The 23,920-nt window shown below is 68.4% G+C and carries 23 protein-coding genes; 13 read left to right on the plus strand and 10 right to left on the minus strand.

Annotation, left to right across the window (positions count from 1 at the left end; all coding sequences use genetic code 11):
- Positions 1–10 precede the first annotated feature (10 nt).
- The 3 genes from SPHPH_RS19160 to SPHPH_RS0107820 form a co-directional block, all read right to left on the minus strand.
- On the minus strand, positions 11–2,608 hold the full coding sequence (locus SPHPH_RS19160) for a glycosyl hydrolase 115 family protein (protein ID WP_037488272.1): 2,598 nt from the start codon (positions 2,606–2,608) through the stop codon (positions 11–13).
- Positions 2,609–2,763: 155 nt separating this feature from the next.
- Positions 2,764–5,904: a TonB-dependent receptor gene (locus SPHPH_RS0107815; protein WP_028966204.1), complete on the minus strand. Its 3,141-nt coding sequence runs from the start codon at positions 5,902–5,904 to the stop codon at positions 2,764–2,766.
- 294 nt (positions 5,905–6,198) lie between these two features.
- On the minus strand, positions 6,199–6,816 hold the full coding sequence (locus SPHPH_RS0107820) for a glutathione S-transferase family protein (RefSeq protein ID WP_028966205.1): 618 nt from the start codon (positions 6,814–6,816) through the stop codon (positions 6,199–6,201).
- 80 nt (positions 6,817–6,896) lie between these two features.
- Here SPHPH_RS0107820 and SPHPH_RS0107825 point away from each other — a divergent pair, with 80 nt between their 5' ends.
- A complete protein-coding gene (locus tag SPHPH_RS0107825) occupies positions 6,897–7,727 on the plus strand; it encodes an aldo/keto reductase (RefSeq protein WP_028966206.1) in 831 nt (276 codons plus the stop codon).
- An 81-nt stretch (positions 7,728–7,808) separates the two neighbouring features.
- Here the strand turns inward: SPHPH_RS0107825 and SPHPH_RS0107830 are convergent, their stop codons facing one another.
- Positions 7,809–8,120, minus strand: coding sequence for an ArsR/SmtB family transcription factor (locus tag SPHPH_RS0107830; RefSeq protein ID WP_028966207.1), 312 nt, complete (start codon positions 8,118–8,120; stop codon positions 7,809–7,811).
- Between the two features lie 131 nt (positions 8,121–8,251).
- Here SPHPH_RS0107830 and SPHPH_RS0107835 point away from each other — a divergent pair, with 131 nt between their 5' ends.
- Entirely contained in the window at positions 8,252–8,986 is a 735-nt protein-coding gene (locus SPHPH_RS0107835; RefSeq protein ID WP_028966208.1) for an SDR family oxidoreductase, read from the plus strand.
- Between the two features lie 206 nt (positions 8,987–9,192).
- Here the strand turns inward: SPHPH_RS0107835 and copD are convergent, their stop codons facing one another.
- Both copD and copC read right to left on the minus strand, forming a co-directional pair.
- Positions 9,193–10,080, minus strand: a complete 888-nt coding sequence (copD, locus tag SPHPH_RS0107840) for a copper homeostasis membrane protein CopD (protein WP_028966209.1) — start codon at positions 10,078–10,080, stop codon at positions 9,193–9,195.
- A gap of 3 nt (positions 10,081–10,083) precedes the next feature.
- Entirely contained in the window at positions 10,084–10,443 is a 360-nt protein-coding gene (gene copC, locus SPHPH_RS0107845; protein WP_028966210.1) for a copper homeostasis periplasmic binding protein CopC, read from the minus strand.
- A 132-nt stretch (positions 10,444–10,575) separates the two neighbouring features.
- On the opposite strand from copC, the gene SPHPH_RS0107850 reads away from it, so the two are divergent.
- From SPHPH_RS0107850 to SPHPH_RS0107900, 11 genes are all read left to right on the plus strand, one after another.
- On the plus strand, positions 10,576–10,845 hold the full coding sequence (locus tag SPHPH_RS0107850) for a hypothetical protein (RefSeq protein ID WP_028966211.1): 270 nt from the start codon (positions 10,576–10,578) through the stop codon (positions 10,843–10,845).
- The gene (locus SPHPH_RS0107855; RefSeq protein WP_028966212.1) at positions 10,842–11,282 is read left to right on the plus strand and encodes a periplasmic heavy metal sensor; all 441 of its coding nucleotides are present in this window, start codon (positions 10,842–10,844) and stop codon (positions 11,280–11,282) included. Before SPHPH_RS0107850 ends, SPHPH_RS0107855 begins: the two co-directional genes overlap by 4 nt.
- Complete coding sequence (locus SPHPH_RS0107860; protein ID WP_028966213.1) at positions 11,279–11,845, plus strand: RNA polymerase sigma factor; 567 nt, start codon at positions 11,279–11,281, stop codon at positions 11,843–11,845. The genes SPHPH_RS0107855 and SPHPH_RS0107860 overlap by 4 nt, the downstream gene beginning before the upstream one ends.
- Before the next feature lie 31 nt (positions 11,846–11,876).
- Positions 11,877–13,664 carry a copper resistance system multicopper oxidase gene (locus tag SPHPH_RS0107865; protein WP_028966214.1) on the plus strand — a complete coding sequence of 596 codons (1,788 nt, stop codon included), beginning with the start codon at positions 11,877–11,879 and terminating at the stop codon, positions 13,662–13,664.
- Positions 13,661–14,845: a copper resistance protein B gene (locus SPHPH_RS0107870; RefSeq protein ID WP_037488280.1), complete on the plus strand. Its 1,185-nt coding sequence runs from the start codon at positions 13,661–13,663 to the stop codon at positions 14,843–14,845. Before SPHPH_RS0107865 ends, SPHPH_RS0107870 begins: the two co-directional genes overlap by 4 nt.
- Positions 14,846–14,990: 145 nt before the next feature.
- The gene (locus SPHPH_RS0107875; RefSeq protein ID WP_037488283.1) at positions 14,991–15,725 is read left to right on the plus strand and encodes a DUF4198 domain-containing protein; all 735 of its coding nucleotides are present in this window, start codon (positions 14,991–14,993) and stop codon (positions 15,723–15,725) included.
- Positions 15,726–15,912: 187 nt separating this feature from the next.
- Positions 15,913–16,287 carry a hypothetical protein gene (locus tag SPHPH_RS0107880; RefSeq protein WP_051272895.1) on the plus strand — a complete coding sequence of 125 codons (375 nt, stop codon included), beginning with the start codon at positions 15,913–15,915 and terminating at the stop codon, positions 16,285–16,287.
- Positions 16,284–16,976: a HupE/UreJ family protein gene (locus tag SPHPH_RS0107885; RefSeq protein WP_081668550.1), complete on the plus strand. Its 693-nt coding sequence runs from the start codon at positions 16,284–16,286 to the stop codon at positions 16,974–16,976. The genes SPHPH_RS0107880 and SPHPH_RS0107885 overlap by 4 nt, the downstream gene beginning before the upstream one ends.
- The gene (locus SPHPH_RS0107890) at positions 16,973–17,575 is read left to right on the plus strand and encodes a hypothetical protein (protein ID WP_028966219.1); all 603 of its coding nucleotides are present in this window, start codon (positions 16,973–16,975) and stop codon (positions 17,573–17,575) included. Before SPHPH_RS0107885 ends, SPHPH_RS0107890 begins: the two co-directional genes overlap by 4 nt.
- A 15-nt stretch (positions 17,576–17,590) precedes the next feature.
- On the plus strand, positions 17,591–18,256 hold the full coding sequence (locus SPHPH_RS0107895) for a haloacid dehalogenase type II (RefSeq protein ID WP_037488285.1): 666 nt from the start codon (positions 17,591–17,593) through the stop codon (positions 18,254–18,256).
- Entirely contained in the window at positions 18,253–18,927 is a 675-nt protein-coding gene (locus tag SPHPH_RS0107900) for a cupin domain-containing protein (protein ID WP_238302954.1), read from the plus strand. Before SPHPH_RS0107895 ends, SPHPH_RS0107900 begins: the two co-directional genes overlap by 4 nt.
- Here the strand turns inward: SPHPH_RS0107900 and SPHPH_RS19165 are convergent, their stop codons facing one another.
- The 4 genes from SPHPH_RS19165 to SPHPH_RS0107920 are packed head-to-tail and all read right to left on the minus strand — an operon-like array spanning position 18,928 to position 23,892.
- Entirely contained in the window at positions 18,928–20,589 is a 1,662-nt protein-coding gene (locus SPHPH_RS19165) for an ABC transporter ATP-binding protein (RefSeq protein ID WP_051272896.1), read from the minus strand.
- Complete coding sequence (locus tag SPHPH_RS0107910) at positions 20,586–21,410, minus strand: ABC transporter permease (RefSeq protein ID WP_028966222.1); 825 nt, start codon at positions 21,408–21,410, stop codon at positions 20,586–20,588. The genes SPHPH_RS19165 and SPHPH_RS0107910 overlap by 4 nt, the downstream gene beginning before the upstream one ends.
- Positions 21,407–22,366 (minus strand): ABC transporter permease, encoded by a 960-nt coding sequence (locus SPHPH_RS0107915; RefSeq protein WP_028966223.1) that lies wholly within the window; start codon positions 22,364–22,366, stop codon positions 21,407–21,409. The genes SPHPH_RS0107910 and SPHPH_RS0107915 overlap by 4 nt, the downstream gene beginning before the upstream one ends.
- The gene (locus tag SPHPH_RS0107920; RefSeq protein ID WP_238302956.1) at positions 22,363–23,892 is read right to left on the minus strand and encodes an ABC transporter substrate-binding protein; all 1,530 of its coding nucleotides are present in this window, start codon (positions 23,890–23,892) and stop codon (positions 22,363–22,365) included. The genes SPHPH_RS0107915 and SPHPH_RS0107920 overlap by 4 nt, the downstream gene beginning before the upstream one ends.
- Between the last annotated feature and the right edge of the window lie 28 nt (positions 23,893–23,920).

Genomic DNA, 23,920 nt, shown 5'->3' on the forward strand with positions numbered 1-23,920 from the left:
CTGGTCCGGGCTATGCTTGCACCGTCGCGAGCACCAGCCGTTCCAGCACGACATTGTCGTCGATGCGCAGGATTCTGATCGTGTGCCGGCCGGCGCGTAGTGGTCCGAGATCGGTCGAGAGCCGCACGACATTATCGCGCACCGCCTCGGCCCAGGCCTGCTTGGCCGGCGTATCCTGCGCGCCGCCGGTCGCCTCCAGCCGCGCTTGCAACGGCCGGGCCGTGCCGCCGTCGATCGCAACCGACAGCCGCACGCCCTTCCCCCCCGTCGTGTCGAGTGACGGCGCGAGTTCCACGGTGAGCTGCGTGTCGCCGCCGGTGGCGAGCGTTACGTCGTAATCGAGTGCGATCTGGTCCTCGGCGCGGGTCGCGGGGCGGCCCTGCGGCAGGGCGACCATCGCGCCGCGGGTCTTGCCGAGGTGCGGGATCGCGGTCCAGCGCACGCCGCCGGCGGCGCGGGTCCGGTCAAACGCGGTTGCCTCGACCGAGACGACGCCCCTCGGTGCGGCGGGGGCGGCGAAGCGCGGCTGAATATTTCGTTTGAAATCAGGCGTGTCGGCGGCGACGCGGGTGATGCTGGGCATGGATTGCTGCGTCGGATCGTTCCAGGTGACGTAGCTCATGTGGACCTGCGCCATCATGCCGTCCCACTTGCCGCCGTTGATTTCGTGATATTCCTTGGTCAGCTCGGCGTCGCGGCGGAAGGTGGCCTCGACCTGATCGGCGAAGTAATTGGCGCGCGGATCGTTGCTGCTGGTCAGCCGCTGGTTCCACGCCGCGGCGTAATATAGCCGGTACAAATTGGCCATCGCGGCCACCGGGTGCGCGACAAGCTGGAAATAGGCATCGTGGGTTGCAGGCGGTAACGCTGCGCGCGCCGCGAGCATCCGCCACTCCAGATCGTCCCATTCTGCAACCATCGCGCCGAACGCGCCGCCGTCGAGTTCGGTCGGAGTGACGCCGCCCAGCGGAAAGCTGTTCTGGTCGATCAGCTCGGGCTTTCGCCGCGCGGCGTAGCGGCCGTAGTCGGTGACGATCGCGCCGATCGCCGCCGCCTGCGCCGCCCCGAAGGTCGCCGCCGCCCACGCACGCGGATAATCGGCGAGCGCCTGCGGGGTCATCGCCTCCGGGTTCCACGCCATCTTCAGGAAGAAGCCGAGCGGATATTCCATCGGCTTGATATCGCCGACGTTGACGATCCACATGTTGCGGACGCCGTGCGCGTAGGCGAGGTCCATTTGCTGCCAGACCTTTTCGATCTGGTTGGTGTTGATCCATTTGTAGTTGCGCGGCACCCCGACGTAATCGAAGTGATAATAGATGCCGTAGCCGCCCTTGCGCGGTGCCGCTCCCGCATCGGGAAGCCGGCGGATCTGTCCCCAATTGTCGTCCGAGAACAGCAAGGTGACATCGTCGGGCACCTTCATGCCCTTGTCGTAATAATCCTGCACTTCCTTGTAGAGCGCCCACACCTGCGGCGTCTCACTGGCGGGGCGGTGCGTGACCTCGGCAATGATCGCGCGCTGATCGGCGACGACGCGTTCGAGCAGCTCGGTCGCGGTGCCTTCCGCCATCGCCTCGTCGCCGTCGCCGCGCATTCCGACGGTGACGACCGACTCATAGCCCTTGCCGTCGCCCTTCGCCATCATCCGCTCGATCCCGCCGCGCCAGAAGGTGCGCAGGTTGGCGGCGTTCTTCGTATAGTCCCACGCGCCGCCGCGCGCCGTATCTTCCTTGTGGCGATGCCATTCGGCCTGCGCGCGCAGCATCGGTTCGTGGTGCGAATTGCCCATCACCACGCCCATCGCGTCCGCGAGCACCATGCTCTTCGGATCGTCGTCGGCGAACGCCTTGCCCCACATCGCGGGCCACAAGTAATTGCCCTTCATGCGCAGCAGCAGTTCGAAGACGTGCGCGTACATCGCCGAATTGACGCCGCCGAACTTCTTCGTGGCCCAACCTTTCAGGCACGGGTCCTCGTCGTTGATGAAGAAGCCGCGATAGCGCACCTTCGGCTGGTCGCGGTGCGATCCAGCGGGGAACAGCACCTCCGTGCGGCGCGCCACCGGCACGTCGGCGAACCAATGCCACGGCGAGACGCCGATCCGTTCCGACACGTCATAGCTGCCGAATACCGCGCCGCGCCGGTCGGCGCCGACGATCACCAGCGCGCGCGGGACGTTCGGCCACGGGCGCTCGACGACGATCTGGCGGAAGGCTTCCCATTCGCCGCGCAGGTCTTCTACGGAAATCTTGCCGGCGGCGATCAGCGCGTCGATCGTCTCGCTTTGGCCGAGCACGCCGATGATAACGACGGGCCCGCGCGCGCCGTCGATCTGTTGCCGGACGGGCTGCGCGCGGGTGCCGGCGACACGGGCGAGATCGCCGGCGAGGCTGGCGGCGACACGCTGGACCGCGCTGTCGGCGCCGCGGTCGACGATGACGGTGGCGACGCGGCCGTTCTGGATCAGCGGGAAGGCGGTGCGGTGATCGAGCGTTTCCGGTCGATCTTCCGCGGCGAGGCGGGCTGGGGCGGTGGCCAGCATCGCGCTGAAGGCGGCGGCGCCGAGCATCGCGCGCCGTGACACCGCATCGTCGATCGCGCTCATGATGGGGTCCTGATTGTTCGTGTTGTCTCGCGCCGACCATCACCCTTCTTCGTCACCCCGGACTTGATTCGGGGTCCCGCTTCTCACTTCGGCTGGTAAGAAGCGGGGCCCCGGATCAAGTCCGGGGCGACGGTCTGAAGAAGGCGAAATGGCTTCTAGAACGTCCCGCGCAGACCGATCAGGAACTGGCGACCGGGCTTGTACTGCGTGAAGGTCGCGTTCTCGAACTGGAAGTACGAGCGCAGCGTGGCGTCGGTGAAGTTGGCGATGTTGAACGTCAGCTGCGGCGCGTTCGGAATGCCGAGCAGCTTGTCGAGATCGAACGACGAGGAGAAATCGTAGGTCGTATAGTCCGTCCCGTACAGCGCCGCGGCCGGGATGCCGTTCTGCGCCGCGCCGCTGTTCTGCGAACCCTCCCGTGAGGTGGTCGAAACGCGCAGCATCACGCCGTTCTTCTCGTAATAGCCGGTGATATTGTACGTGAACGGCGCGACGCCGAACGCCACTGCGGGTCCGTCGCTGCGCTGGTCGACGATCGTGGCATTGGCGTTGAAGCCGAAACCGGTCACGCCGATCATCCGGGTCAGGAAGTCGAGCGGCTGCACCCACTGGAATTCCAGCCCGTTGATCGTCAGCTTGTTGGGCACGTTGACCTGCGACGTCACCTGCACCTGCGCCGCGGTCGGCCCGCCGCGCGAATTGATCGCGATCTGCTGCGTCGGGTTCAGGGTGTCGTAGGTGATGCCATATTGCGCCAGGTTGGAGAACGGCACGGTGTTGATCTGGGTGGTGGTGAACCCCTCGATCGACTTGCGGAACGCGTTGAAGCTGACCACGCCTTCGCGCCCGGTGTAATATTCGAAGCCGAGGTCGAGGTTCGTCGACAAATATGGCGCCAGCGCCGGATTACCGATCGACGCCTGATCCGCCGACGGCGCGCCGAAGTTCACGCCCGGCAGCTGCGCCGAGGGATCGGGACGCGTCATCGTGCGCGACCCCGCGACACGCACCACCGCATGTTCGCCGACGTCATAGGCGAAGGTCGCCGCCGGCAGCCACTTGGCATAGACGTTGCGGGTCGAGACGATGTTGACGATGTTTGGATAACGGCTGCCGTCGGGCAGCGACGCACCGTTCGCGCCGGTATTGCGCGGATCGGGCAGCGACACGCGCCCCGCGATCGTCTGGATCGTGTTGACGTAACGAACGCCGACATTGAAGCGCAGCATGTTGCCGCCAAGCTCCTGCGCCCCGTTGACCGTGGCGAAGGCGGATTTGACGACTTCACGGATCAGACCGCCGCTGGCCCCGGTGGTCGAACCACCGCTCTCCGGCGCATTGTCGTGATATTGCGCATAGTTGGTCGCGGCGGCGAACGCCGGGAAGTCGACGGTGACGAAGCCCGCCGGACCGGGGCGCAGATAGGTCGGCGCGGCGCTGTTGGGCACCAGCGACCCGCCATAGGTCAGAGGCCCCGTGACGCCCGCGCTCGAGCCGGTGCCGAGCCCCGGATAGGTCGGATAGCCCGCCGGGGCGGCACCCGGCGCGTTCAGCCCTTCGCACGGCGGCTGGGTGTTCGGCGACGGCAGCGTGACGCTCGGGTTGTTACCGCAGACCGCGTTCTGATAGGCCTGTGTATTGTCGAAGCCGCGGATCTGGCGCGAGACGTCGTCGTAGGCACCGCCGACCTTGAGGTTGAGCGACTTGTCACCCCACACCAGATCGCCGCGGAAGCCCTTGTTCTCGTTGACGCGGCGCTCGTCGTTCACACTGACACGGCTGCCGCTGTACCAGCCGAAGTTCTTCGGATCGTTGAGGTCGAGCCCGCTGGTGATCGTCGGGATGCCGCCGTTGTTCTCGAAGGTGACGGTGTTGCCGACGCCGAGCGGCGTGGTCATGCCGACGGTCGGGTTCTCACGATGGAAGGTCGACCGCGCGTAATTGCCCTGCAGCGTCAGCTTCAGGCGGTCCGAAACCTCCCATTCGCCACCCGGATTGACGCTGACCAGCTTCGTCGTTTCGGTATAGGGCCGGAATTCGTTGAAGAACTGCACGTTGGCGAAGGTGCCGCCGGTGACGGTGCAGCCCGCGCTGCAATCCGATTTGTCGAAGGTGAGGTTGGTCGGGATGATCGCGCCGTTGCGCACGATCCACGCCATATTCTCGCGGATCAGCTCGTTCTTCTTATAGCCGTACAGGCCGTCGATGTAGAAATGCAGCGTGTCGGACGGCTGCCATTCGGCACTGACGATCGCGTTGACGCGGTCGCGCGGGCCGCGGATGCTGGTGAAGCGGCCGAGGCGGGGCAGCAGCCCGTTATCGATCTGCTGGATCGTCGCGCCGGGATTGTTGGCGAGCAGGAACGCGCGGTCGATCGTCGTGCCGGCGACCAGCCCGGCGCCCGCGCCGACCGGCACCGTCGAGGGGATCGTCCAGTTGCCGCCGCCGGTAGTGTTGCAGCCCGAGGTCGCACCGCACTGTGCGGCGGTGAGCGCCGGGTTGGTATAGCCGATCGTCTCGAACCCGCGCGTGTCGGTGAACAGACGCTGCGCCGAAACGCCGGCAAGGATGCCGACCGTCTCGTTGCGCCAGCTGCCGATCAGCGAGCCGCGCGCGCCGATCCGGTCTTCCGGCGACTGCTTCGTGCCCTGGATGTTATAGGCGAGGAACCCGGTCTGGCGATCGAACGGGCGTGCCGAGCGCAGGTCGATATTGCCCGCCGCGCCGCCTTCGAGCAGGTCGGCGGTGTAGCTCTTGTTGACGGTCAGCTTGGTGAACAGGTCGGTCGGGAAGAAGCTGAGGTCGACCGAACGATCGGTGCCCTGCGCGTCGGTCGCGCCCGACGACGCCACCGCGATCGTCGCGCCGTTCAGCGTGACGTTGGTGAAGTTCGAGCCGAGCCCGCGGATCGCGACGTTGGTGCCCTCGCCGGTGACGTCGCGGCTGATCGTGATGCCGGGGATGCGGTTGAACGATTCGGCGATGTTGGTGTCGGGGAACTTCCCGATATCCTCGGCGAAGATCGAGTCGGTGAAGCCGGTCGAGGCGCGCTTCGACTCCGTCGATTTCGCCAGCGACGAGCGATAGCCGGTGACGACGATGTCCTCGGCGATTGCGCCCTGCGTGGCGTCGGTCTGCGGCAGCGGCGGGGTGGAAGGGCCATTGTCCTGTCCGTCGGCGGGCTGCTGCGTGCCGGTCGGCGGCACGGCCTGTGCGAGCGCAACCATCGGCACCGAGGCACCCAGGAACGTCGCGGCCATCAGGAACGCGCGGCTCGTACGAGCGCGATGCTTCATCATCATCCTCTCCACCCTCTCCTAAGCCGTACCGGCTTTTCCTGACGCGTTCCGACGAACCCCGGGGTGCTTCGGACACACCCTCGCAGCCGCCGGACGACGCCACTTCATTGCAACAGTCGGTGATCTTACGGCTGGTAAGCAGCACCAGCTTTGTTAGCGCTATCTTGATCGATTGGCCTTACTTGTCAACTGCCTTATGTCAGGCCAATGATTGCACGCCGGTGGCAAACGATTGCGCTGAGAGGCGGAGCTAGGGCGACGCCGTCCGCGCCCGATCGTCGGCAATGCCGGTCAGTCGATCGCCAGCCCGTTGCGCGCCATCACCGTCGCCAGTCGCGAGTCGCGCCGCATCAGCCGGGCGGCGGCGAACAGCCGGGGCGTGTTTTCGGCGAACCAGGCGCGACGCGGACGCCAATCGATCATCACCGCCGCATAGCAATCCAGTGCGGACGGCTGCTCGCCCAGCAGGTACGGCCCGACCACCTGCGCCTCGAGCCACCGGTACAGGCGTTCGCGATAGGCATTGGTCGCGGCGACCAGTTCGTCGGCGGCGGAGGGCGCCCAGCGCGCCGGATAATCGCCGTAGGTGAAGGTCGGATAGACGTTCGCGACGATCCAGATCAGCAAGCGCAGGAAATGGCGATGCCCGGCCGTTCCCGACGCCGGCGCCAATCCCGCGTGTCGGTCCGCCAGCCACAAGGCGATCGCGGCGGTTTCGGTCAGCACCTCGCCGTCGTCGAGCACCAGCGTGGGCACCTGCTGCAGCGGGTTGATCGCTGCCAGCCGGTCCTGCGCCGCGCCCGGCCGATCGAAGCCGTCGACGTCGATATAGTCATAGGGTTCGCCGACCATCGCCAGCATCGCCTCGACGATCGCCGATCCCCATCCGGGCACCCCGTACAGCTTCATGACCTGTCTCCGCTCTCCGCTGCATCAACGCGGTCGCGCGTCTGTTGGTCCGATGCGCGGCGTCGGACGTTCGAGGCTCCATGAAAACGATCCGCTTTCCCGACGGCACGGCCGTCCCCGCGCTCGGCCAGGGCACCTGGATGATGGCCGAAGATGCCGCCCGCCGATCGGACGAGATCGCCGCGCTGCGCGAGGGGCTGTCGCTCGGCCTGACGTTGATCGACACCGCCGAGATGTACGCCGACGGGGAGTCCGAACGCCTCGTCGGGGAGGCGATCGCGGGCAGGCGCGACGAGGTGTTTCTGGTCAGCAAGGCCTATCCCCAGAACGCCTCGCGCGGCCGGCTATCGCGCGCCTGCGAGGCGAGCCTCGACCGGCTCGCCACCGACCGGCTCGACCTTTATCTGCTCCACTGGCGCGGCACCGTGCCGCTGGCGGAGACGGTGGACGCGATGGAGCGGCTGGTCACGGCGGGCAAGATCCTGCGCTGGGGCGTCAGCAATCTGGATGGGGACGATATGGCGGAGCTTGTCGAAAGCGGCGGCGCGCGCTGCCAAACCGATCAGATCCTCTACAACCTGACCCGGCGCGGCCCCGAATACGACCTGATGCCGTGGCTCGCGCGGCGGGGGATGCCGGTGATGGCCTATAGCCCGGTCGAGCAAGGACGGCTGCTCGCCCATCGCGGTCTCGCGGAAATAGCTGCCGCGCGCGATGCCACCCCGGCGCAGATCGCGCTCGCGTGGTTGCTGGCGCAGGACGGCGTCCTGCCGATCCCGAAGGCCGGATCGGTGGCCCATGTCCGGGAAAACCGCGCCGCGGCGGACCTCACGCTGTCCGACACCGAACGGCATCTTCTGGACGAGTTGTTTCCGCCGCCATCCGGTCCCGAGCCGCTGGCGATGCTCTAATCCGACGTCGGGTCGCCTCCGCGCGAACACCCCTTCCCTTGCGCCTGTTCGCGAGCCGGAAAGTCGATCGATACCAGTTAATCAGCCAGCCCGGTTCGCAAGCACCGCGTCGAGCAAACCGGGAAAGCGCCGATCGAATTCCTCGCGGCGCAGCGTGTTGATCATCTCCCGCCCGGCCTGCGTCGTCTCGATCAGCCCGGCGGCGCGCAGCAGCTTCAGATGGTTGGACAAGGTGCTCTTCGGAACCGACTCGCACGGCGCGGCGTCGGCGCAGCTCAGCCGCTCGGTCTCTGCCAGTCGCGCGACCATGCCCAGCCGGTTGAGATCGGCCAGCGCGTGCAGCGCCAGATCGAGCGGAACGTCGTCCAGCCGGGGATGGGTGAAACGGGGCATCCACCGGATATAGGGCACCGCAACAAATTTAATAGTTCGGGAATATTGAACCATCGGACCGTCACCCCATCTCCACGCCTGCCGGCTGCGCACGATGGCGTGATCGCGGGCCCGATTTTTGGAGAATGCTCATGTCACTCGCACGCAAGACAGCGCTCGTTACCGGTGGGTCGCGCGGGATCGGTTCGGCGATCGCCAGGCGGCTGGCGGCGGACGGCTCGGCGGTGGCGATCACCTATGGCGGCAACAAGGCGGCCGCCGACGCCACCGTGGCCGCGATCGAAGGCGCAGGCGGCACCGCCTTTGCGTTCCAGGCCGATGCCGCCGACCCTGCCTCGCAGCGCGCGGGCGTCGAACAGGCCGCCGCCGCGCTGGGCGGGATCGACATTCTGGTCCACAATGCCGGCGTCGCCGAATTCTCAACGGTCGCCGACGATACCGACGAGACCTTCGACCGCCAGTTCGGCGTCAACGTGAAGGGGCTGCACGTCGGCACCCGCGCGGCGCTGCCGCATTTGCGCGACGGTGGGCGCATCATCCTGATCGGCAGCATCTCGGGCGAAATGGCCTTCCCCGCGACCACGGTCTACAGCGCGACCAAGGCAGCGGTCGCGGCGCTGGCGCGCGGCTGGGCCAAGGATCTCGCCCCGCGCAACATCCTGGTCAACACCGTGCAGCCGGGCCCGATCGACACCGACATGAACCCCGCCGACAGCGACTTCGCCGCACAGGTGCTGGGTGCGATCCCGCTCGGCCGCTATGGCAAGGTCGAGGAGATCGCGGGTGCGGTGGCGTTCCTCGCAGGCCCCGATGCGAGCTACATCACGGGCACGACGCTCAACATCGATGGCGGCGCCACGGCGTAAGAAGAAAGGTTTCTCACGCGGAGGCGCGGAGGACGCGGAGACCGTTTGCACCGACAGGCAGTCCTTGTTTCTATCACGCTTCCAGAGCGGAATGCCGTCAACTTGATCCGTCATTGCGAGCGTAGCGAAGCAATCCAGGGCGTCCTGGTCCGGCTCTGGATTGCTTCGCTGCGCTCGCAATGACGGGTGAGCGTTGCCAACCCGCGTCATCCCTGGTCCGATGGCGACAACGTACCGAGCCAGGCGACGAGGAACAGGATCGTCAACCCGACGCACAGCTCCAGCGTCAGGCTGCGGAGCAAGGCGCGCGGCGCATCGTCGTCGCCGCGGTTCAACGCGTCACGGAACCGCGGGACCGACACCCAGCGGTGGCGCGCACCGAACGCGAGCATCACCGCGAACAGCGCCACCTTCGCCACCAGCAACCAACCGTAGCGCGTCGATCGCAGGATCGCCCATCCCTCCGCACCGACGATCATCCACCCGTTCACCACGCCCGTGACGACGATCGCCGCGACAAGCGCCGAGCCCGTCAACGCAAACCGATGAAGCGCCGCGAGCGTATCGCGGAGCGCGGCCGGATCGCGCCGCGCCGCCAACAGCCTCAGCGATAACGTGATGATCGCGCCGATCCATGCCGTGCCAGCGATCAGATGCACGATGTCGGCGGCGAGATGGACCATGCCGGCGGTCCCGTCCTGCATCGCGCCGTGGCCGGTCCATGCCACGGTCGCCAGCGCGACGCCGCTGCCCGCACACACGATCATCGTCGCGCCACGGCCACTCCATCCGCACGCGACGACCGCCAGCGCCAATGCCGCGAACCGCACGAGGAACGCCGCGCCGACCGGCGTCTCGCCAAGGACGATCCGCAGCACCTCCCGATCGACGGGCAGGATCGCCGTTCCCGCCATCGACGCGACCAGCACCAGCAGCGCGACGATCGACGCGATCAGCGCGCTGCCCACGATCGCGATCAACCACCGGCGACGGATCCGCCACCGGTCGATCGATGCCTGCAACGGAACGCCGAACGCCGCGGCCAGGGTCACGTAGACGGCGAAACGCGCCGCGATGACCGCCCAGCCGCTCACCGATCAGCGAACGGAAAAGGCGTAGCTGCCCGCGATGCGGTGCGTGTCGGCGGACACGACATGCCAGTCGACGCGGTAGCTGCCGGCGGTCAGCGGCTTGGCGGGAACGACGGTCAGCATGCTGCCCTCCGCCGTGGTGGTGCTGGCGACCGGCATCGGCGCGTGCTTCATTCCGGCCATCCCGGTCATCATCAGCGTCACGCCCGACAGCTTCGGCATCAATTTCTCGCTGAACCGCAAATCGATGCGCGACGGCGTGGCGACCGCCGCATCGGCGGCCGGCGTGGCGGCAAGCAGCTTCGGATGCGCCAGCGCGGACGGCGCAAGCAACAGGGCGGTGGCGGCACAGACGATGCGGAACATGAAGACGACCTCCCGGTGCGGATGATGCCTGTTGTTACGCGGCGACGCATCCGCCCCCTCACCCGGCCCGACAAAAAAAGCTGCGGGGTTGCGCGACCGCGTGCGTATGGCAGCATGAGGATGGAAAAAGCGATGCACGACCCCGTCGAACAGGGACTGACGCGACTGACGGCCCTGCGCGGACCACCGGCGCTTGATGCGATCGAGGCCGAGGTCTTCGCCACGTTGGACGAACAGGCGCGTCAACGCGGCGCCGGGCGTGCCGCGGGGCTGTGTTCGGTCGCGGTGGCGCTCGCGATCGGGCTGGCGGGCGGCACGATGCTGGCGCAACCTGCGCTCGCCGCCGGTCCGCTCGGCATCGATGCGGCGCTGGCCCCCTCCACCCTGCTGCTTGGTCGATGAGCGCGACCGTGCGCCGCCTCGCGCTGACGATGGTGCTGGCGTTCCTCGCTGCGCTGGCCGGGGTGTGGATCGGCTGCCGGCTGATGACGACACGGATGCAGCACGGCACCGAAGTTCACGCGCTGCTGCACGGCCAGGTCGCGCTCGACCGGCAGCAGGAAGCCGCGCTCGACGTGCTGGAGGCGCGGTTCGCGGTGCGCCGCCGCGCGCTGGAGGCGCAGATGCGTGCCGACAATGCGCAACTCGCCGCGGCGATCGAGCGCGAGCACGACAACGGGCCGGCGGTGGCGGCGGCGGTCGATCAGTCGCACCGGACGATGGGCGCGCTGCAAAAGGCGACGCTGGAGCATGTCTTCGCGATGCGGCGGTTGTTGCGGCCCGACCAGACCGCGGCCTTCGACCGGATCGTGGTGCGGGCGCTGACCCCCGCTTCGTGAGCGCCGGGCTCGACGCGCTGGACGATGCGGGGCTGGTGGCGCTGCACCGCGCCGGGCAGCGCGCGGCGTTCGCCACGTTGATGGCGCGCCACAAGCAACCCTTGTACCGCCTGATCGTCGCGCAGACCCGCGATGCCGAGGACGCGCTCGATCTGTTGCAGGAGACGTTCGTGGCCGCGCATGGCGCGCTGGCGCGCTTCGACGCCGATCGCTCGCTACGCGCGTGGCTGGCGCGGATCGCGATCAACAAATGTCGCGACTGGCAGCGGCGGCGACGCGTGCGGCACTTTCTGGCGCGCGTACTGCCGATCGAGGCGGGGGAGCGCGTCGCCGATCCGGGGGCGGATGCCGAGGCGCAGGCGATCGACCGCGACGAACTGGCACAGACGCTGGAGGCGATCGCGCAGCTGCCCGCGGCCTTGCGCGAGCCGCTGCTGCTGTGCACCGTCGACGAGCTGAGCCATGCCGAGGCGGGCGAGGCACTGGGGATCACCGCCAAGGCGGTCGAGACGCGCATCCGCCGCGCCCGCGCCTCTTTGTCGGGACAAAGCGGCGAATCGTGAGGGGATCGCCCGAAGCATGCGTATGTAAGGCATGATCGACGCCCCGCCCCGCCTTACACGACGCCAATTGCTCCGCGATGCCGGTCTTGCCGGGGGTGTGGCGGCGCTGCCGTGGTTTCCCGCCTGGGCGCAGCCGGTGTCCGCCGGGATCGCGACCCCGCTACCGACCGTATCGGGCACCGACATCGCGCTGACGGTCGGGCATCAGATGACGATGATCGACGGCAAGCCGCTCCACACGATCGGCGTCAACGGCACGGTGCCCGGCCCGCTGATCCGGCTGCGGCAGGGCCAGACCGCGCGGCTGACGGTGAACAACACGCTCGACGAAGAAACGTCGATCCACTGGCACGGTTTGCTGGTGCCGTTCCAGATGGACGGCGTGCCGGGGATCAGCTTTCCCGGCATCGCGGCGCGATCCACCTTCACCTATGAATTCCCGGTCGTGCAGGCCGGGACCTATTGGTATCACAGCCATTCCGGCCTGCAGGAGCAGATGGGGCATTACGGCCCGATCGTCGTCGATCCCGACGGCACCGACCCGGTCGCATCGGATCGCGAGCATGTGATCGTGCTGTCGGATCACAGCCCGCTGCATCCGCACACGATCTTCCGCAAGCTCAAGCAGCAGGGCGGCTATTTCAACTACCAGAAGCAGACGCTGGCCGGGCTGCTCGCCGGGCGCGATCAGCCCGCGAAGGACCGCGTCGCATGGGGCGGGATGCGGATGGATCCCACCGACATCTCCGACGTGACCGGCTCCACCTACACCTATCTCGTCAACGGCCACGGCCCGGCCGACAACTGGACCGCGCTGTTCGCGCCCGGCGAGCGCGTGCGGCTGCGCTTCGTCAACGCCGCGGCGATGACGATCTTCAACGTGCGCATTCCGGGGCTGAGGATGACGATCGTGCAGGCCGACGGGCAGAACGTCCGCCCGGTCGCGGTCGACGAGTTCCAGATCGCGGTCGCGGAGACCTATGACGTGATCGTCGAGCCCGCCGAGCCGCGCGCCTATACGCTGGTCGCCGAAAGCTGGGACCGCTCCGGCATGGCGCGCGCGACGCTCGCGCCGCAGGTCGGGATGGTCGCCGCCGTACCGCCGCTGCGCCGCCGTCCGCTGGCGACGATGAAGGACATGGGGATGGGCGACATGGGCGCGATGAACCACGCCGAGGCCCCTGCCCCCTGCGCGCCCGAACATGCCGCGATGGGGCATTGCACGCCCGGCGCCGCCGCGCCGATGGCGATGGACCACAAGATGCGCGACTTCGCCAACGCCCCCGGGCTGCCGCGCACCCCGACGGTGCAGACGGTCGCGCCGATGCCGATGGACCGCACCGGCGAGCCGCCGCAGGGGCTGGCCGACGCCGGGCACCGCGTGCTGGTCTATCGCGATCTGGTCGCGCTGGAGAAGAACCCGGACCAGCGCGCACCCTCGCGTCAGCTGCGCATCCACCTGACCGGCAACATGGAACGCTATATGTGGGCGTTCGACGGCGTGACGCTGAACGAGGTTAAGGAACCCATCCCGTTCCGCGCCGGGGAGCGCGTGCGCGTGACGTTGGTCAACGACACGATGATGGCGCATCCGATCCACCTGCACGGCCATTTCTTCGAGCTGGTGACCGGGCATGGCGACCACAGCCCGCGCAAGCACACGATCAACGTCGCCCCCGGTGGCACCGCCACCTTCGACCTGACCGCCGATGCGGTCGGCGACTGGGCGTTCCACTGCCATTTGCTCTATCACATGCACGCCGGGATGATGCAGGTCGTCACCGTTCGCGCCGACGACGCGACGGAGGCGGCGGCATGAGCGCGCTGGCGATGACGCTGTCGGCGCTGCTCGCGGGCGGGCAGATGCACGACATGGCGAACATGCCGGGGATGCAGATGCCGGCCACGCCGAAGCCCGCCGCCGCGGCGCGCAAGCGCCCCGCCCGGCGCGCGGCGCCGGCATCGCACGCGCCATCGATGCCGGGCATGGACATGACCGCACCGGCCGCGGCCTGCCCGCCCGAACATGCCGCGACGGGCCATTGCAAGCCAGCGACGCCGACGCCCGCGCCCGAGGCGAGCGCCGCTCCCTGCCCGCCCGAACACGCCGCAATGGGCCATTGCAAGCCCGCGACGCCGACGCCCGCACCCGAGGCGAGCGCCGCCCCGTGCCCGCCCGAACACGCCGCAATGGGCCATTGCAAGCCCGCGACGAAGCCGGAACCCGACGCCGCCACCCTCGCCGGCACCGATCAGCCGGCGGGTGATGCCCCGCCCCCCGCCGCCCCCACCACCCGCGCGGCGGCGCGCTTCTACGACCCCGCCGCGATGGCGCAGGCCGACCGGATGATGCGCGACATGCACGGCGGGATGCGGTTCAGCCAGATCCTCTTCAATCTCGCCGAGGTGCAGGTCCAGCGCGGTCGCGACGGCTATCGCTGGGATGGCGAGGGCTGGTTCGGTGGCGACATCCACCGGCTGGTGGTCAAGACCGAAGGCGAAGGCGGCTTCGGCGACCGCGTCGACACCGCCGAGGTGCAGGCGCTCTACGCCCGCGCACTCGATCCGTACTGGAATCTGCAGGCCGGCGTGCGGCAGGATCTGGGGGCCGGGGCGCGGCGCACCTATGCGGTGGTCGGGGTCGAGGGCCTCGCGCCCTACTGGTTCGATGTCGAGGGCGCGGTGTTCCTCTCCGACAAGGGCGACGTGCTGGCGCGTGGCGAGGCGTGGTACGATCAACGGATCACGCAACGCGCGATCCTGCAACCGCGCGTCGAGCTGAACCTCGCCGCGCAGGACATGCCCGACAGCCGCATCGGTGCGGGCCTGTCGTCGGCGGAGTTCGGCGTGCGCCTGCGCTACGAGCTGCGTCGCGAATTCGCGCCCTATGTCGGCGTGTCGTGGGAACGCCGCTATGGCGCGACCGCCCGCTATGCGCGCAACGACGGCGAACGCACCGGCGGCATCGCGCTGGCGCTTGGCGTTCGCGCCTGGTTCTGACGCGCGGCGCGCCATCGTGCCGCGGTGGATTGTGCCGCGGATCGCGCGGCGGCCCCACGATCGTGCGCGCCGATACCGGCAAAAGAGACAATCGCACTGACCGATCCTCCTAAGCTGGCGCTCTGCCAACTGTCGGAGGATCGCCATGCGACACCTGAAACATCTTGCCGCCGCAGCGCTGATCGTCGCGATCGCCGCACCGCCCGCCGGGGCACATGGCATCTGGTTTGCGCAGCGCGCGCGGCAGGTGGCGATGATCTACGGGATCGGCGCGGACGATCTCGACATGGTCAAGCGCCTTCCGCTCGTCGAAAGCGTCGGCGCGTTCGATGCGAGCTACAAGCCGGTCGCCGCGACGCTGCGCACCGCCGGCCCGGTGGTGATGGTCGATGCCGAGGAACAGCCGACGCTGCTGGTCGCGGTGCTCCAGAACGGCACCTGGTCGCGCAAGGGCGCGGGCGAGTTCGAGAAGAAGGGCCGCGACGAGATGCCCGACGCGACGCTCTCCGAAAAGACCGTCAAATACGCCGTTGCGATCCAGGGTCCGCTCGACAAGCCGATTCCGGCGCTGCCGACGCAGATCCTTCAGGTCGTCCCCGCCGGCGCGCTGCCCGCGACGCTCGGCACGCCTATGACCTATGTCGTGCTGTTCAACGGCAAGCCGGTGCAGGGCGCGCGCGTGATCGCGGACATGGTCAACGATCCCGATGCGAAGGAGATCGCGACCGGCGCCGACGGCCACGTGACGATGCCGGTCCGCAATCAGGGGCTGAACGTCATCCGCGCGGTCTACAACGGGCCGACCGACAATCCGAAGAAGTACGATCGCATCGAACACACCGCGACGCTGGCGTTCACGCTGGCGCACGCCCCCGAATGACGCCTGCCGCTTTCCCTTTGCCGTCATCCCGGACTTGATCCGGGATCCCGCTTCTTCTCTCGTCCGCCAAGAAGAAGCGAGGCTCCGGATAAAGCGCGGGGCGACGAAGAAGGGAAGCAGTCCGATCACCAAAATGGCCGATCGCCCACAAGAACCTGGCCCTCGATCTGCCGCAGGGAGAATGCCCATGAAGACCTTCGTGATGATCGTGGCCGGCGTCGCGCTCGCCACCGCCGCGCCTTCGTTCGCGCACGGCAACATGGCGCCGCAGCATGGCGGCGTGGTGCAGATGAGCGGGGAAACCTTGTTCGAGCTGGTCCGCGCGCCGGGTGGCGTGGCGATCTACGTCACCGACGATGACGAGCCGCTCGCCTCCACCGCCGCGACCGGCAAGCTGGCGGTGACCGCCGGTGGCCAGACGCGCAACGTCGCGCTGACGCCGGGGCCGGGCAACCGCTTCGACGCCGCCGGGCTGAAGCTGCCGGCGGGGGCGAAGGTCGCAGTGCAGGTGGTCGAGAAGGCGACGCAGGCGCGGCTCGGCACGACGTTCGTCGTCAAGTGACGCGGCTCGGCACCGCGCTGTGGCGGGCCGGCGTGGCGGCGGCGCTGCTGGTCGCCGCGCACCCGGCGCTGGCGCACGGCGTCGCGGAAAGCGACAAGGCCAACCCCGGCGTGCACGTCGGCCCGTACGTCTATCTCGGCGCCAAGCATATGGTGACCGGCTACGATCACCTGCTGTTCCTGTTCGGCGTGATCTTCTTCCTGTACCGGTTGAAGGACGTCGGGCGGTACGTGACGCTGTTCGCGATCGGGCACAGCACCACGCTGATCCTGGGCGTGATGGCCAACGTTCACGCCGATCCGTTCGTGATCGACGCGATCATCGGCCTGTCGGTCGTCTACAAGGCGCTCGACAATCTCGGCGCGTTTCGGACGGTGCTGGGGTTCGAGCCCGATCCGAAGGCGGCGGTGCTGATCTTCGGCTTCTTTCACGGCTTCGGCCTCGCCACCAAGCTACAGGAACTGGTGGTGTCGCGTGACGGGCTGTTCGCCAACCTCGTCAGCTTCAACGTCGGGGTCGAGATCGGGCAGTTCATGGCGCTGTGCGCGATCCTGATCGCGATGACGCTGTGGCGGCGCACGCGCAATTTCGCGCGCAGCGTCGTGATCGCCAATGCGCTGCTGATGGGGGCCGGTTTCGTCGTCGTCGGCTATCAGATGACCGGCTTTGCGATGGAGCGTTCGGCATGACCGCCACCACCCCCCCCATTCCCTATCGCGCGAGCAACGCCACGCTGGCGCGCGCGTCGCTCGCCGCGCTGGCGGGCGCCGGCGCGGTGCTGGCGCTGTTCGTGCTGCCCGCCGAATATGGCGTCGATCCTACCGGCATCGGCGGCGCGCTGGGCCTGACCGCGCTGAACGGCGAGGTGGAGGACGCCGCCGACACCCCCGCTCCCACTACAGCGACCACCGCAGTCACAGTGCCGGACCAGACGCAGGCGACGATCGCCAAGGCGACGCCGTGGCGCACCGATACGCAGACGGTGACGATCCCCGCGCATGACGGCGTCGAACTGAAGGCCGAGATGAAGACCGGCGACGCCTTCGTCTTCCGCTGGACCGCCAGTGGCCCGGTCAAGATGGACATGCACGGCGAGACGTCGATGACCGCCACCAGCTTCTCGACCTATTGGAAACAGAAGGGGCTGTCCGCGGCACAGGGCAGCTTCACCGCGCCGTTCGCGGGCATCCACGGCTGGTACTGGCGCAACCAGGGCGAGACGCCCGTCACGCTGACCGTGAACACCGCCGGCTTCTACGCCCGGCTTTTCCGGCCCAAACCCGACTAAGAGGATCGTACGATCATGGCGCTGAAGCCGAAATACATCACCTTCGATTGCTACGGCACGCTCATCTATTTCGAGATGGCCCCGGTCGCGCGCCGCCTCTACGCCGATCGCGTCGCGGAAGCCGACATGGACGCCTTCTGCGCCGACTTCTCCGCCTATCGGCTCGACGAGGTGCTGGGCGCGTGGAAGCCGTACCGCGACGTCGTCGAGGGATCGCTGCGCCGCACCTGCGCCAAGTGGAAGATCCCGTATCGCGACAGCGATACCGACACCGTCTATGCCGCGGTGCCGACCTGGGGGCCGCACGCCGACGTGGTCGAACCGCTGAAGCGCGTCGCCGCCGAATTCCCGCTGGTGATCCTGTCGAATTCGATGGTCGAGCTGATCCCGCACAGCGTCGCCCGGCTGGAGGCGCCGTTCCACGCCGTCTACACCGCCGAGGAGGCACAGGCGTACAAGCCGCGGATGCAGGCGTTCGAATATATGTTCGATCGGCTGGGTTGCGGGCCGGAGGATGTGCTGCACGTCTCCTCCAGCTTCCGCTACGACCTGATGACCGCGCACGATCTGGGGATCGTCGACAAGGCGTTCGTCAATCGCGGGCACGAACCGGCCAATCCCTATTACGGCTATCACGACATCCCTAACATCGGCGGGCTGCCGGGATTGCTGGGGCTGTGAGCGTCCGCTCGTTCGTCGACCTGCGCGCGTTCGCCGCGCAGGCCGCGGAGGGTGGCGACCTGCTCGGCGGCACCGCGCTTGCGCTGCCCGACGGGCCGGTGTCGATCGCCGCCGCGCGTCTCTCCGGGGGCGGGCACGTCGCGGCGATGCCCGCCGACCGGTTCGTCGTCGTGCTGTCGGGCGCGCTGACGATCGACGGCGCGGTGCTGGCGCCGACTGGGTCGATCGTCCTGCCCGCCGGCGTCGCGCTCGACTGGCAGGCAGCGCCGGACACGCTGATCGTCGCGATGCAATGCACCGGCGGGCCGGCGGGTGCGGATCGGCCGGTTGCGATCGACCACGACGCGCCGCTGGAGCCGTCGGGCGCACCGCTCGCTGAATTGCTGATCGGTGCGACACCGGCGTGCCGCAACCACACCGATTACCGCTCCGCAACCGGCGAATTCCTGTGCGGAACGTGGGATTCGACCCCGTATTTTCGGTTGCCCATGCGCTACCGGCACTATGAATTGATGCACCTGCTGGACGGTGCGGTGACCTTCGTCGACGAGGCCGGCCGCACCGCCACCTTCACCGCCGGCGACATCTTCCTGGTCGAACAGGGCGCGGAATGTTCGTGGGAAAGCCAGACGTTCGTCAAGAAAGTCTACGCGATCTACCGCCCCGCCTGATCACCTGCGCGCGGCGCGTGTCCCGATCACCGCCGCCGCATCCTCCAGCCAGCCGCACCGCAAGCTCGGCACCGACGCCATCAACAATTCCGTATAGGGATGATGCGGCGGTGCCGACAGCGCGGCGCCCGGGGCCTGCTCGACGATTTGCCCGCCTTTCAACACGATAACCTCGTCGGCGATCGCCCGGACGATGTTCAGGTCGTGCGTGATGAACATATAGGCGAGCCCCAGTTCGCGCCGCAGCTCGATCAACAGGTCCAGCACCTGCTCGGCGACGACCGGATCGAGCGCCGACGTCACCTCGTCGCACAGCAGCAGTTCCGGCCGCGCGGCAAGCGCGCGCGCTAGATTGACCCGCTGCTTCTGCCCGCCCGACAATTCGCCCGGCAACCGCTCGGCGAGCGCCGCCGGCAATCGCACCAGATCGAGCAGCCGCGCCACCTCCGCCCGCAGTGCACGCCCCCGCAATCCGTGGAAGAAGGTGAGCGGACGCCCGAGCGCCTGCGCCACCGAATTGGCGGGATTGAGCGCGGTATCAGCGCTTTGGAACACCAGCTGGATGCGCCGCAGCTGATCGCGCGTCCGCGTCGCGACCGCGCCCGACAGCGGCACGCCGCACAGATTGACGTAGCCCGAGGCGGGCGGATGCAGTCCCGCGACGACCCGCGCCAGCGTGCTCTTGCCGCACCCGGACTCGCCGATCACCCCGACGACCTGCCCGCGCAGGATCTTCAGATCGATCGCGTCGACGATCCGCGTCGCCGGCAGGCCGTCACCGTCGACGCGACCATAGCCGGCCACCACCTGCCGCAGCTCGAGCAACGGCGGCTCGCCGACGTCCAGCGCGGGCAGGTCGACCGGCGGCGCGGGGGCGCGCGGCGCCGCCGCGGCGACGAGCGCCTGGCTGTACTCGTGCGCCGGTGCGTGGAGGATCGCCTGCGTCGTACCCTCCTCCTGCACCGCGCCGTGGCGCAGCACCACGATCCGGTCGGCGATCTGCGCGACGACCGGCAGATCGTGGCTGACATAGACCGCGGTGGTGCCCAGATCGCGCACCACCGCCTTGAAGGCCATCAGCACCTCGATCTGCGTCGTGACATCGAGCGCGGTGGTCGGCTCGTCGAAGATCACCAGCGCCGGATCGGTCATCAGTGCCATCGCCGCCATCAAGCGTTGAAGTTGCCCGCCCGACACCTGATGCGGATAGCGGTCGCCGACATGATCGGGATCGGGCAGCGCCAGCTTGGCGAACAGCGCTCGCGCCTTGGCCTCGGCCGCGGGGCGGGTCATGACGCCGTGGATCAGCGCCGGTTCGATCACCTGCGCCATGATCGGCAAGGCGGGGTTGAACGCCGCGGCGGCGCTCTGCGCGACATAGGCGACGGTGCGACCACGCAGCGCGCGCAAGGCAGGCTCACCGAGCCCGTCGAGCCGCTGCCCGGCGACGGTGATCGCGCCCGCGGCGATCCGGCAGCCGGCGCGGGCATAGCCGAGCATCGCCAGCGCGATCGTGGTCTTGCCCGATCCGGACTCGCCGATCAGCGCCAGCACCTCGCCCGCTGCGACCGACAGCGACACGTCGTGAACGATCGGAAACTCCGCACCATCCTCGCCGCGCGCGACGATGCGGAGACCCTCGATCTGGACCAGCGCGATCATGCCCGGCCCCGCTTGGGCAATGCGTCGATCACCAGATTCACTCCGATCGTCAGCGAGGCGATCGCCAGCGCCGGGAAGAGGACCGCCCAGGCGCCAAAGCCCAGCCCGGCGATGTTCTCGCGCACCAACGCGCCGAGATCGGCGTAGGGCGGCTGCACGCCGAGCCCCAGGAAGCTGAGCCCGCTGAGCAGCAACACGACGAACACGAAGCGCAAGCCGAAATCGGCCAGCAACGGCCCGCAGACATTGGGCAGGATCTCGCGCACTACGATATACGGCAGCCGCTCGCCGCGCGCGCGCGCCACGGTGACGAAGTCGAGCGCGTTGACGTTGAGCGCCAGTGCGCGCGCGGTCCGGAACGCGCCGGGCGTGTAGATCAGCGCCAGCGTGCCGATCAGCACCGGGATCGACGCGCCCAGCGACGCGATCACCACCAGCCCGAGCATCAGGCTGGGGATCGCGATGATCGTGTCGAAGACGCGGCTGAGCAACAGATCGAGCCACCCGCCCGCCGCGGCGGCGAGGCCGAGCAACACCCCCGCCCCGGCGGCGAGCGTCGTCGCGACGAACGCGATCGCGACGGTGTAGCGCGCGGCGGAAAGCACGCGGCTGAGCATGTCGCGCCCGAGGTAATCGGTGCCGAGCGGAAAGGCGCGGCTGGCGGGCGAGAAGACGTCGAGATCGACGACCGCGCCGACGTCGTGCGGTGCGAACAGCGGCCCGATCGCCGCAACGCCGATCCAGAAGAGGACCAGCACCGCCCCCACGATGCAACTGATCGCGAAACGCCGCGGACGGCGGGGTGCCAGGGAGATGCTCATCGGTGGCCCAACCGCGGGTTGGAGAGGATCGCCACCACGTCCGCGGTGGTCACCAGCAGCAAATAGGAGGCGGAAAAGATCATCGCGACGCCCAGCACCAGCGGAATGTCGCGCGTGGCGACCGCATCGACCATCAGCCGCGCGACCCCGGGATAGTTGAAGATGATCTCGACCACGATCACCCCGCCCAGCAGCGTCGACAGGCTGAGCGCGACCGCATTGGCGATCGGGCCGATCGCGTTGGGCAGCGCGTGCCGCAGCACCAGTCGGGCGGGCGACACGCCCTTCAGCCGCGCCGCCTCGGCATAGCTGCTGTCGAGCACGTCGATCACCGCGGCGCGGGTCATGCGCAGCATCTGTGCGATCACGACGCACGCCAGGCTGAACACGGGCAGCGCATACATGCGCGCGAGCGCCAGCGGCGACTCGACGTCGCGCATCGAGGACAATGCGGGCGCCCAGTGCAGCGTCACCGCGAACAGCATCACCGCCAGCGTCGCAATCAGGAATTCGGGCACCGACACCACTGCGATCGTGACGAGCCCGATCGCGCGATCGAACATCGTGCCGCGCTTCACCGCCGCGACGATGCCGAGCGTCAGCGCGACCGGCACCGAAATCAACGCGGTGATTCCCGCGAGCGCTAGCGAGTTGCCGAGCCGCGCGCCGATCAATGCCGCGACCGGCGTGCCGGTAATCAGCGAATGCCCCGGATCGCCGCGCATCATGCCGCCCAGCCACACCAGATAGCGGGCCCAGGCGGGCTGATCGAGGTGCATCGCGGCGCGCAAGCCCGCCAGCGCCTGCGGCGTGGCGCTCTGCCCCAGGATCGCCTCCGCCACGTCGCCCTCAATCAACAGCGAAGTGGCAAACACCGCCAGCGACACCAGCCACAACGTCCCGAGCGCGACCAGCACGCGGCGCGCGATCAGGCGCAGGAGCGGCGACGCCGTCATGCCGCGTCGTCCAGCCAGACGTGCGCGGCGAAATCGAACCCCATCAGCCCGCCGGTCGGCATCGGCCGCAGCCCCTTCACGCGCGGGCTGTGGGCGTCGAGCAGGCTGAGGAACAACGGGATACCAATGCCCGCATGATCGTGGATGCGGTGCTGCATCTCGCCGTAGATCTGCTTGCGCAACCCCTCGTCGGTGGAGCCGCGCGCCTCCAGCAGCAGCCGGTCGAAGCGCGCGTCGTGCCAGCCGCTTTCGTTCCAAGGCGCGTCGGAGGAGAAGAATTGCGTGAAGATGATGTCGGCGGTCGGGCGCGCGTTCACGTTGCCGAAGCCGAGCGGCACCTTCATCCAGCTGTTCGTCCAATAGCCGTCGGGCGGCACGCGACGGATGTCGAGCGTCAACCCGGCACGGCGCGCGGCATCCTGCAACAGCACGCCCATGTCGTCGGACTTCTCCGCCGCGGTCGAGGTGACCAGCGGCATCGTCGCCCCGAGCAGCCCGGCCTTGGCGAAATGGTGGCGGGCGCGCTCGGGATCGAACGCGCGCTGCGGCAGGTCGGCGGCGAAATACGGGTTGGTCGGCGGGATCGGCTGGTCGTTGGCGATCGTCGCATAGCCGCGGAAGATCGCGTTGCGCATCGTCTCGCGATCGAGCAGCGCCTTCATGCCGGCGACGAAATCGCGGTTGCGTCCCGGCGCCCGGTCCAGCCGCATCACCAGATCGGTGTAGCCGCCGGTCTTCGATTCCATGACCGCGAAGCCCGCGCGGGTCAGCTGGCGGACGATGCGGGGGTTGATCGCGTTGATCAGGTCGACGTCACCCGACAGCAGAGCGTTGATCCGTGCGCTGTCGTCCGCGATCGCGAACAGCTCAACCTCGCCGAGCCGCACGGGGCCGCGCCAATACTCCTCGTTGCGGGCCGCGACGGAGCGGATGCCGGGCTGGAATTCGGTGCAGCGGAACGGGCCCGTGCCGTTGGCGGTGGTGAAGTCCCGGGTATCGGCGCGCAGAATCTGGAATTGTGGGATGCCCAGGATCACCGGCAGATCGGCATTGGCGCCGGTCAGCGTCAGCCGGACGGCATCGCCGCCGACCGCACGAATGTCAGCGAAGCGATCCGCGAACACCTTCACCTTGGAGGCCGTCGCGGGATCGGCGTGGCGGCGTAGCGACCACACGACATCGGCGGCGGTGAGCGGCCGTCCGTCGTGGAAACGGACGCCGCTGCGCAACTTGATCGTCCATTCGCGCGCGTCCCGCGTCTCGATCGCCTCGGCCAGTTCGAGTTGCGGGCGCGAGGCGGCGTCGAGGCGGGTCAGTCCGTTGTAGAACATGTTCCCGCGGCAATAATCGGTGACCACGGACTGTTTGGCAGGATCGAGCGTATCGGCGGTCGAGCTGGCCGCGGTCGCGACGCGCAGCCGCCCGCCCTTCACCGGCGGGCGCGGCGCGGGAAAGCTGCACGCCCCCAGCCCCGCGCTCACCGCGCCGCCCGCCAGCATCCGCAGAATATGCCGGCGATCTATCAATGCCGCCGGCCCCGTCGAGGCGATCCGA

The sequence above is a fragment of the Sphingomonas phyllosphaerae FA2 genome (assembly GCF_000427645.1).
GTDB classification, from domain to species: domain Bacteria; phylum Pseudomonadota; class Alphaproteobacteria; order Sphingomonadales; family Sphingomonadaceae; genus Sphingomonas; species Sphingomonas phyllosphaerae.